Source organism: Ruegeria sp. CF4 (genome assembly GCF_056537345.1).
On record NZ_JBQFRJ010000008.1, the window covers coordinates 152,465 to 160,822 of the forward strand.

The 8,358-nt window shown below is 59.0% G+C and carries 6 protein-coding genes; 1 reads left to right on the forward strand and 5 read right to left on the reverse strand.

The window, feature by feature from the left end; translation table 11 throughout:
- Positions 1-12 precede the first annotated feature (12 nt).
- Positions 13-1,662, forward strand: coding sequence for a peroxidase family protein (locus tag ACR0NF_RS16400; protein ID WP_480667405.1), 1,650 nt, complete (start codon positions 13-15; stop codon positions 1,660-1,662).
- On the opposite strand, the gene ACR0NF_RS16405 is transcribed toward ACR0NF_RS16400, so the two are convergent.
- From ACR0NF_RS16405 to ACR0NF_RS16425, 5 genes are all read right to left on the reverse strand, one after another.
- Positions 1,659-4,673, reverse strand: coding sequence for an ATP-binding protein (locus ACR0NF_RS16405; RefSeq protein WP_480778598.1), 3,015 nt, complete (start codon positions 4,671-4,673; stop codon positions 1,659-1,661). The two genes, ACR0NF_RS16400 and ACR0NF_RS16405, sit on opposite strands and share 4 nt — an antisense overlap.
- A gap of 222 nt (positions 4,674-4,895) precedes the next feature.
- Positions 4,896-5,723 carry a methyltransferase domain-containing protein gene (locus ACR0NF_RS16410; protein ID WP_480778599.1) on the reverse strand — a complete coding sequence of 276 codons (828 nt, stop codon included), beginning with the start codon at positions 5,721-5,723 and terminating at the stop codon, positions 4,896-4,898.
- Positions 5,724-5,830: 107 nt separating this feature from the next.
- Positions 5,831-6,295 (reverse strand): putative molybdenum carrier protein, encoded by a 465-nt coding sequence (locus ACR0NF_RS16415; protein ID WP_480472530.1) that lies wholly within the window; start codon positions 6,293-6,295, stop codon positions 5,831-5,833.
- A gap of 136 nt (positions 6,296-6,431) precedes the next feature.
- Positions 6,432-7,409: an HpcH/HpaI aldolase/citrate lyase family protein gene (locus ACR0NF_RS16420; protein WP_480778600.1), complete on the reverse strand. Its 978-nt coding sequence runs from the start codon at positions 7,407-7,409 to the stop codon at positions 6,432-6,434.
- A gap of 27 nt (positions 7,410-7,436) precedes the next feature.
- Positions 7,437-8,358 (reverse strand): 2-hydroxyacid dehydrogenase (locus ACR0NF_RS16425; RefSeq protein WP_480778601.1); only part of this gene is annotated, 922 nt, incomplete at its 5' end.

The following is an 8,358-nucleotide window of genomic DNA, read 5'->3' on the forward strand; positions in this document are numbered from 1 at the left end:
GGAGGTTCAAGGATGCTGGATATTGATACATTGCTTGATCACCTGTTCCAGGTGAACCGCGGGCTTGCGAGCCGTCTTGTGGCGCTGAGGCTTGCACGGGCTGCCCGGGTTCACCGGCCGCGCCCTCTGACATTGGGGGCAGACTACACAACATGGTCTGGTGTCTATTCCCACAAGTGGATTGGCCGCCATTTGCCGCCCGAGGAACCTTCACCGCTCCTGCCGCCCGAAGACGAGGTGGCCGATCTGTTCCGACGGCGCAAGCAGATGGACGGCAGTCCGCTGACGTTACTGTGCCCGCAGGGCTCGACATTGCTGTTCATCTCGGCGGCACAATGGTTCACGGACAGTTTTCTGCGCACATTCGGCCCCAAAGGTCCGGCTGATCAGACGGATTCAAACCATGAGGTTGATCTGTGCCAGATCTATGGCTTGCACGATTACCAGACCGACATGCTGCGCGAACGTGACCCCGAGACGGGCGAGTTGACCCATCGGATGGCCGTCAGAACGGATGAGAATGGTGAAACATGGTCGCCCAAGCTGTTCCGGCGGGCTGCATCCGGCGGGGTGGAATTTGCGCCACCATTCGATGGCAGTCTCGCCACCGGAGGCAGCAATGCCGGGCGGAAGTTGCATTGTGAGCAAAAGCTGCGAGATGCCCTGAAACGTGCGCGTCCCGATCTGGATTGTGACCAGATCAATGAACGCTTGCTCGACTTTCATGCCACCGGGCTCGACAACGGCAATGGCACCATCGGTTATGTGGTGATCAATACGCTGATGTTGCGGGCGCATAACCAGCTAGCTGATATCCTTTGGCTGCAACAGCGCGGGACACCCGGTTGGGACAAAGAGAGGGTGTTTCAAACCACCCGTTGCGCGCTGATCGCCTTGCTGATCAAGGTGGTGATGGAGGATTATATCGGCCACATCGCCAACATGCCTTTCAAGCTGCCGGTTGGTGTAAATCGCCGGGAACATTGGCAGCATTCCAACCAGATCGCGATCGAGTTCAACCTGCTCTACCGGTGGCATTCGATGATCCCTGATCGGTTCCTGATTGACGGCGTTCAGGTTGGAACCGAAGGCTTCCGGTTCAACCCCCGGCTGGTCGAAGAGACGGGGCTTGAGAAGATGATTGAATCCCTCTCACATCAGCCCGCAGCCCGGATGTCGCTGCGCAATACGCCGGATTTCATGTTCGAGAAACCCTCAGAAGACGCCCCTGCACCGGTCGAAGCGACCATCGCGCTGACCCGCAAGGCCCGGCTGCCGTCATTGAACGCATATCGTCATCATTTCCGACGCAAACCCCACACCAGCTTTGCCGAACTTGTTGGGGATCAGCCTTTTGCCGACGAGTTGGTCGCGGATCTCAGCCGCTTATATTGCAATGTCGACCGGGTCGAGCTATTTCCGGGCCTTTTTGCCGAGCAGCATAAGGGCACAGTCATCATGGGTGATCTGATGACCTCGATGGTTGGATATGACGCGATCACGCAACTGATGAACAATCCCATGGTATCCAAGAACCTGTATTCGGAAGAAACCTTCACGGCGCGCGGATTTGACATGGTCAAACGCACGTCGACCTTTGCCGAAATCGCTGCGTTTGTTGGGTTGAACCCCGATGAATGCGTACTGGGACGCAGGGATTAAGCACTGGCATAGGTCGCAAGGTCATCTGTCTGCAAATTTGCGATACGGTCGGCGAGTTCGGTGTTTGCCGGCTGGATACAGGCCAGATCATTCAATGCCCGCAACTCATACAATCGCGCGCCCTGCTTTTCGGCCACAGAAACGGCCTGATGCAGCGCCGTTTCGGCCGCGGCGACAGAGCTTCCTTCTTCCAGCAAAAGCGAGGCCTGGATCCGGCGCAATTCCGCCTCGTAGTTACATTCGCCAGTCGATGCCGCGCAGGCCAGCCCTGCTTCGACGGCGGATAGCCCTTTGTCGATCTGGCCCAATGCCAGATGCCCCCTGGCCAGTTCTGTATTGACCAGAACGCCAGCAGCTTCAGCTCCCGTTTCTCGCATTTTCTGCCAGGCGGCTTCGAGCAGTTGAACGCCATGTTTGGGATTTTCAGAACGGATCGCTGATCCTGCAAGGTGGGCAACGGCAACCGCCTGGTAATAGGGGCCTCCGTTGTCGCGCACCGCTTCATCAAGCAATTTTGCGACGTGGGGATAGTCCGGGTGGTCCAGTTGCATATGGATCTCGGTCATCCAGTGCAGCGCATTGGCCAGCATCAACGGCTGACCAAGTGATCCAGCGGCGTCGACGGCTGATTTCGCCCCGGCAAGCGCGGCGTCGGCCTGCCCTTGAAAGCATTGGACCAGCGCGGTCATGGCCTCAATCTGTATCATCGCGGCCACATCCGGTTCGTTCCCGGCCTCTGCGGCATGCGCCTCGGCATGGGCGGTGGCCTCGTTCAAAGCGTCGGTTGCCGCAGCAAATTTCCCGCGTGGAGACAGGGCCGCACCGCGAATATAGTTGCCGACCATTCTGGTGTGATGATCGTCATACGCATCGACCATCTCGGTGCCCCAGCGTTCTGCGTTATAGTAATCCCCCTTTACCATCGCAGCGGTGAACAACCCGCGCCCGGCGCGGACCAGCGTCCGGCGGTCGTCCAGTTTCTTGGCCAGTTCAAAGCTGCGCGCGAACGCTTCAATCGCGGGTTCAGAACCATAACCAACCCGAACGCGCTCGGCAGCGGCCAACAGGAATTGCAGGCTCAGTTCGGATTTGTCGCGATGCTCGGCGGGTAGGGCGTTCAGCAGGCGCAACCCATTTCGGGCCTGTTGTGCCCCTTCACTGCTGGCATGTCGCCGCAGGTTCTGACGCGCCGCCTCGATCCAAGCTGCCACCGCACGCGGGGCAGAGCCTGCAAGTTCCCAGTGACGTGCGATCAATTCGGGTTGCCGTGCAGCCTCCGGCTGTGCGGTCAGCGCTTCGGCAGCGCGTTGGTGAAGATGGGTGCGACGGTCCCGGACAAGGCTTTGATAAGCGGCCTCTCGTACCAGTTCGTGCCGAAAGCGCCAATACTGGCTGCGACGCGCACCAAGCTTTGGCAATGGTTGCAGCATTCCGTCGGCTGCGAGGCGAGAGATTGCCTCTTCCGCATCCGACTGACTGAGGTCGCTGATATGCGACAACAATGCCGCATCGAAGGCCCCACCGATCACTGCTGCCTCGACTGCTGCGCGGCGCAGTTCACCAGCTGCGTCGACTTGTTGTGCCAGAAGGTCGTGCAGCGTCGTGGGAATATTGCCGGCAACGCGACCCGGTGATGCAGCGATCGCTACGGCGCATTCTTCGATAAACAACGGGACACCGTTGCTGCGGGCCACGATCTGCGCAGTCGTGACGTCGTCCAGCTGTGCATCCGACGCAGCCCTCGCCAGCGCTGCGGCATCTTTTTCACCAAGTGGTTCAAGGCGCATATGCCTAAGCGATGGGATCCGAGTTTCAAGCGTTTGCGGCAATTCCTCGCGCGAGGCGATCAGCATCAAAATCGGAAACCCGATCAGATGTTTGGCGACGTCACGCAGGATCGAAACGGTTGAGGGATCGGCCCATTGCAGATCCTCGACCACAAGCAATACCGGCCCATCCGTGCTGAGCCGCTGATATACGCGCAGAAAAATATCAGAGAGCTTTCGGCGCAGCTCGTCCTCGCTGGTCGCGCCGCAATCGCCGGGGCCGGGGGCCAGAACGAAGAACAGCGTCTCAAGCTGGGGACCATCTAGAATATCAGACAGATGCTGCGTAATGCGGTTGCGCCGCGTGTCGGTGTCATCGCCATTCTGGATGCCGCACCAGCGCTCGACCTGTGTTGCCAAGGGGTGAAAAGGCGTGTTCACCCGGAATGGGCTGCAATGATAAGTCACCCAGGCGCGGGGGCTCATGGCCTTGCGCATATCGCGGATCAGCCTGGATTTCCCAATGCCAGCTTCGCCCATCAGATGGATCACGCCGCCGCGCCCGGCTTTGGCCTCTGACCAGGCGTTTCGCAACTGATCGCATTCAGCGTCACGTCCGAACAAGGCTGTCCGGTCTTTCAGGTGGAGCGTTTCCTGCGCCTCACCGACCAGTCGATAGACCGGCACAGGATGATCAAACCCGGCCAATGTTTGCGTTCCCAGGGGCTCAAACTCCAGTTGTCCTGCCCCAAGAGTGCGTGCTGCGCCTGAAACCATCGTCTCTCCGGGTGCGGCCAGAGCTTGCAGACGTGCAGCAAGGTTGAGTGTCGCGCCGAATATGGCGTCTGGCTGAACATTGGACCCAAGTGCGATATCGCCGACCAGAACGACACCGGATGCAATTCCGATACGGCAACTCAGATCCATCGGGCCCGCCAGCGTCGCAAGATCAGCGTGAGTACGCAGCGCTGCGCGCAGGGCGCGTTCGGCATTGTTCTCGGATGCGGCGGGCCATCCAAAGGCCACAAGAATACCATCGCCGACGATCTGCAGCACCCTGCCGTTGAATTCTGCTGCCGCCTGTTCGACCAGCTTCTGATACCGCAGTGTGGTTGATAGCAGGTCTTCGGGTTCAAGTGTTTGGGCCAGCACAGTAGACCCGACGAGATCCACCAGCATCACCGTCAGATGCCGATGCTCCATCCCGTCAAGATCGGTATCGGAACCGGTTGCCCGCCAGACCATTAGCGGCCTCTGACCATGTCAGCGGCATCGCAATGGCGCGTGATGTGACTGAGTCCGTTTTGACCTGGAACTGGCGACATGCCCCCCATATTTGAGCCTCATAACATTTAACCCCCGCTTCGCGTCCTAGGCCAGAGCCGCGAAGTTATCTGCGAGACTATAGGATAGTGCCCCGTCTGGCTATGTCTGGAGCGCTTCGGCTTCCACTTTGGATATGTGGGGTCATTTCTTGATCGCCGAGACGATGGCTGAGGGCGCAGGAACCAAGATACCGGAATCCTGTCTTACACCTTCGGCGCGCGCCCGTGCGGCCAGATCGGTGCGAATGGCGTCACGTTTGGCCGCAGGCTGACCGCTGAGCAGCGCGGCCGCACGAACGGCGCCCCGGTCAAAGGCGTCAAACAGAAACTCGGGCTCTGACACCGCCAATTGTGTGGCTAAAACCTCTGAAGATATCTCGGTGAAACCGGCTTCGGTGAGTAGAGATTGCGCTACAGTTTTGTCTGCCAGCAGGTGCGCATCTGGCCCTTCGGGTAATGAAACTTCTGGGTCGCCCAAGCGTCCTACCGCGTCGAACAGCCATCCAAAGGCGCCTTCCGAGCCTTTGCCCTGCCAAATCGAAAACGCCAGCCGACCACCTAGTTTCAAAACCCGTGCGGCCTCGGTCAAGCCGCGTAAAGGATCAGGAAAATGGGGAACGCCAAAGCCTATGGTCACTGCGTCGAAGCTGGCGTCTTCAAATTCCATTGCCATTGCGTCCCCGTGGACAAACTCCGCTTCGGGGGTGGCAGATTTGGCAAGCGCAATCATCGCTTGAGAGAAATCCAATCCGACAACTGATGCCCCACGCTTGAGCAATGCGGCCGCCACCACGCCATGACCGGTGCAGAGGTCGAGGACCTGAGTTCCGCTCTCTGCCTTTATTGCATCAGATAGCCGCTCGGCGACGACCCGCGTCGCTTGGGCAAAACCATCCGCATACCCCTTGGCGATGGCTGGGTTGGACCAGCCGTCAATCTCCATCTTTTCGAACGCGCGCGTGTTTGACATGGCCGACCTCTTAAACAGGCCAGAACTCTAGCACATCCTCATGGGTTCGAGGTAACTCGCTTAGGTTCCGCTAAATCAACTAGCGAATTTCACCAGGAAACCTCTGGTCAACTGCTGAGCAACAGCAGGTTGCCTCTCAGCACCTCGGTTACTTTTGCGCCGATGCCCGGTGCTTCCGAGGCGCGGGGGCCGGCGATGTTCAAAATTCCTACAGGGTGGGCCAGCAACCATGTTTCGACCTGACGCGTGCAGGATTCGATCCCGTCCCTGAGATCGATCACAAGATGTGGTTTGCCGACATCCGAGGCGAAGGCGATGGTCTGTTGCGTGCCCGGGCTGGTTGATCCATCGACGAATACAACCGTGGCATCGCCGGATGCGACGTTCAACCGGGTTCTTTCGATAACGTCTTCGGATCGTGTCTCGGTTAGGCCCTCAAAATCTTCAGATATACGACCACATTCATTTGTTCGACCCTTTGGCACCCAACCGCCATAGGACAAACCGTTTGCTCTGGCAAATTCAAGCGCTGCCATGTCTACACCGGTCTGTCCGCCTGAAACGATTTTCAAAGCCCTGTTCCTGATAGTGACGCTGGGTCAGGGTATGCGCAGATCTAAGGGTCCGTAAACTATTGATTTGAGGTCAGAAGCTGAGAGTGCGCGCATCCTGCCAACAGGAAGAATGCGCGCCGGGGTGTTTATCTGTTCAAGCGGCAGCGATCTGACGGGCCTTTTCGACCATGACCTCTGCCTGCCGGATCGAGGCATAGTCGATCAGACGACCGTCCAGTGAAACGGCACCTTTGCCAGTGGTTTCGGCTTCGGCCATGGCGACGAGGATGCGTTGCGCTTTGGTGACCTCAGCGTCGCTGGGCGACATGACTTCGTTCGCAAGCGCGATCTGGCTGGGGTGGATCGCCCATTTGCCTTCGCAACCCAGCACTGCAGCACGTTTCGCAGCAGCTTTGTAGCCTTCGGGGTCCTGAAAATCACCAAAAGGGCCGTCGATGGGCCGCAACCCGTTAGCGCGGGCTGCCACAACCATGCGGGCCAGAGCATAGTGCCACATGTCACCCCAATGGCTGGCCCGGTGCGTGTCTGCGTCGGGATCGGTCAGAACCGCGTAATCGGGGTTCACACCACCGATGATTGTCGTCCGTGCTCGGGTCGAAGCCGCATAGTCCGCGACACCGAAATGCAGGCTTTCGTTGCGTTTTGAGGCAGCTGCGATCTCGCTGACATTCTGCATGCCCAGAGCGGTCTCGATGATATGCTCGAACCCGATGCGTTTCTTGTAACCCATCGCGTCTTCGATCTGCGTGATCATCATGTCGACGGCATAAACATCCGCTGTGGTGCCGACCTTGGGGATCATGATCAGATCCAGCCGCTCACCGGCTTGTTCGACTACATCCACAACGTCGCGATACATGTAATGCGTGTCCAACCCGTTGATGCGGACCGACATGGTCTTGCTGCCCCAGTCGATATCGTTCAGGGCCTGAATGATATTCTTGCGGGCTTGTTCTTTTTCGTCCGGGGCTACCGCGTCCTCAAGATCGAGGAAGATCACGTCCACATCCGATTCGGCGGCTTTTTCGAACATGCCGGGCTGGCTGCCGGGCACGGCGAGTTCACTGCGGTTCAGGCGCGCGGGGGCTTGTTCAAGGGCATAAAAGCTCATGAGTTTGGTCCTTTGAAGAAGGGTGCGTCAGATCACGCGGTCACGGGGTGGGCGGCCAGCGAAGAAGTCGCCCAGATTGTCGAGTACGCGAAAGCCCATGGCTTCGCGTGCTTCTTTTGTTGCGCTGCCCAGATGCGGCAGCATCACGAGGTTGTCGCATTGCAGCAGGTCGGGGCTGATGCGTGGTTCGCCGTCGAACACATCCAGCGCGGCGCCGCCGATCGTGTCGAACATCAGCGACTGTACCAAGGCATGCTCGTCCACCACCTCGCCGCGCGCGGTGTTGATCAGGAAGGCGTCGGGCTTCATCAGGTCCAGCCTGCGTCCGTTGATCAGATGCCGGTTCGCAGCCCCGCCGGGGCAGTGCAGCGAGACAAAGTCGCAATGCGGCAGCAGATCATCCACCGTTTCGACTTGGGTCGCATCGAACTGCTTCAGCACGTCGGGCGACACGGCGCTGCGGTTCTGCACAAGGATTTTCATGCCAAACCCGTGATGGGCGCGACGGGCTATTTCCTGACCGATGCGGCCAAAGCCGACGATGCCCAGCGTTTTGCCGCTGACCTTAGTGCCGACCAGATGGGTTGGACGCCAGCCGGTCCAGCCGCCTGCGCGCAGCTCGCGCTCGCCCTCACCAGCGCGACGGGCGGCCTTCAGAAGCAGGGTCATGGCCAGATCGGCGGTGCATTCAGACAGAACATCGGGCGTGTTGGTGACCGTCATACCCAGATCACGGGCCGCCGGTTCACAGATATGACTGTACCCGACGCCGTAATTGGCCAGAATCTTGGTCTGAGCTGCGGCCACGTCCAGCGCCTCGACGCTGAGCGTGTCCGTAACCGTGGGCAGAACAGCGTCATAGAGTTTCAGAGCATCGCGGATTTCGGCCGGGGACATTGGTTTGTCCCCGGTATTGAGCACGGCGTTGTAGTTCTCGGTCAACTGCGCT

Bases quoted from the DNA above. Each gene is read 5' to 3' on its own strand.
- ACR0NF_RS16420 (WP_480778600.1), bottom strand. From the start codon at position 7,409: ATGAGCTTTTATGCCCTTGAACAAGCCCCCGCGCGCCTGAACCGCAGT.
- ACR0NF_RS16405 (WP_480778598.1), bottom strand. From the start codon at position 4,673: ATGGTCTGGCGGGCAACCGGTTCCGATACCGATCTTGACGGGATGGAG.
- ACR0NF_RS16410 (WP_480778599.1), bottom strand. From the start codon at position 5,723: ATGTCAAACACGCGCGCGTTCGAAAAGATGGAGATTGACGGCTGGTCC.
- ACR0NF_RS16400 (WP_480667405.1), top strand. From the start codon at position 13: ATGCTGGATATTGATACATTGCTTGATCACCTGTTCCAGGTGAACCGC.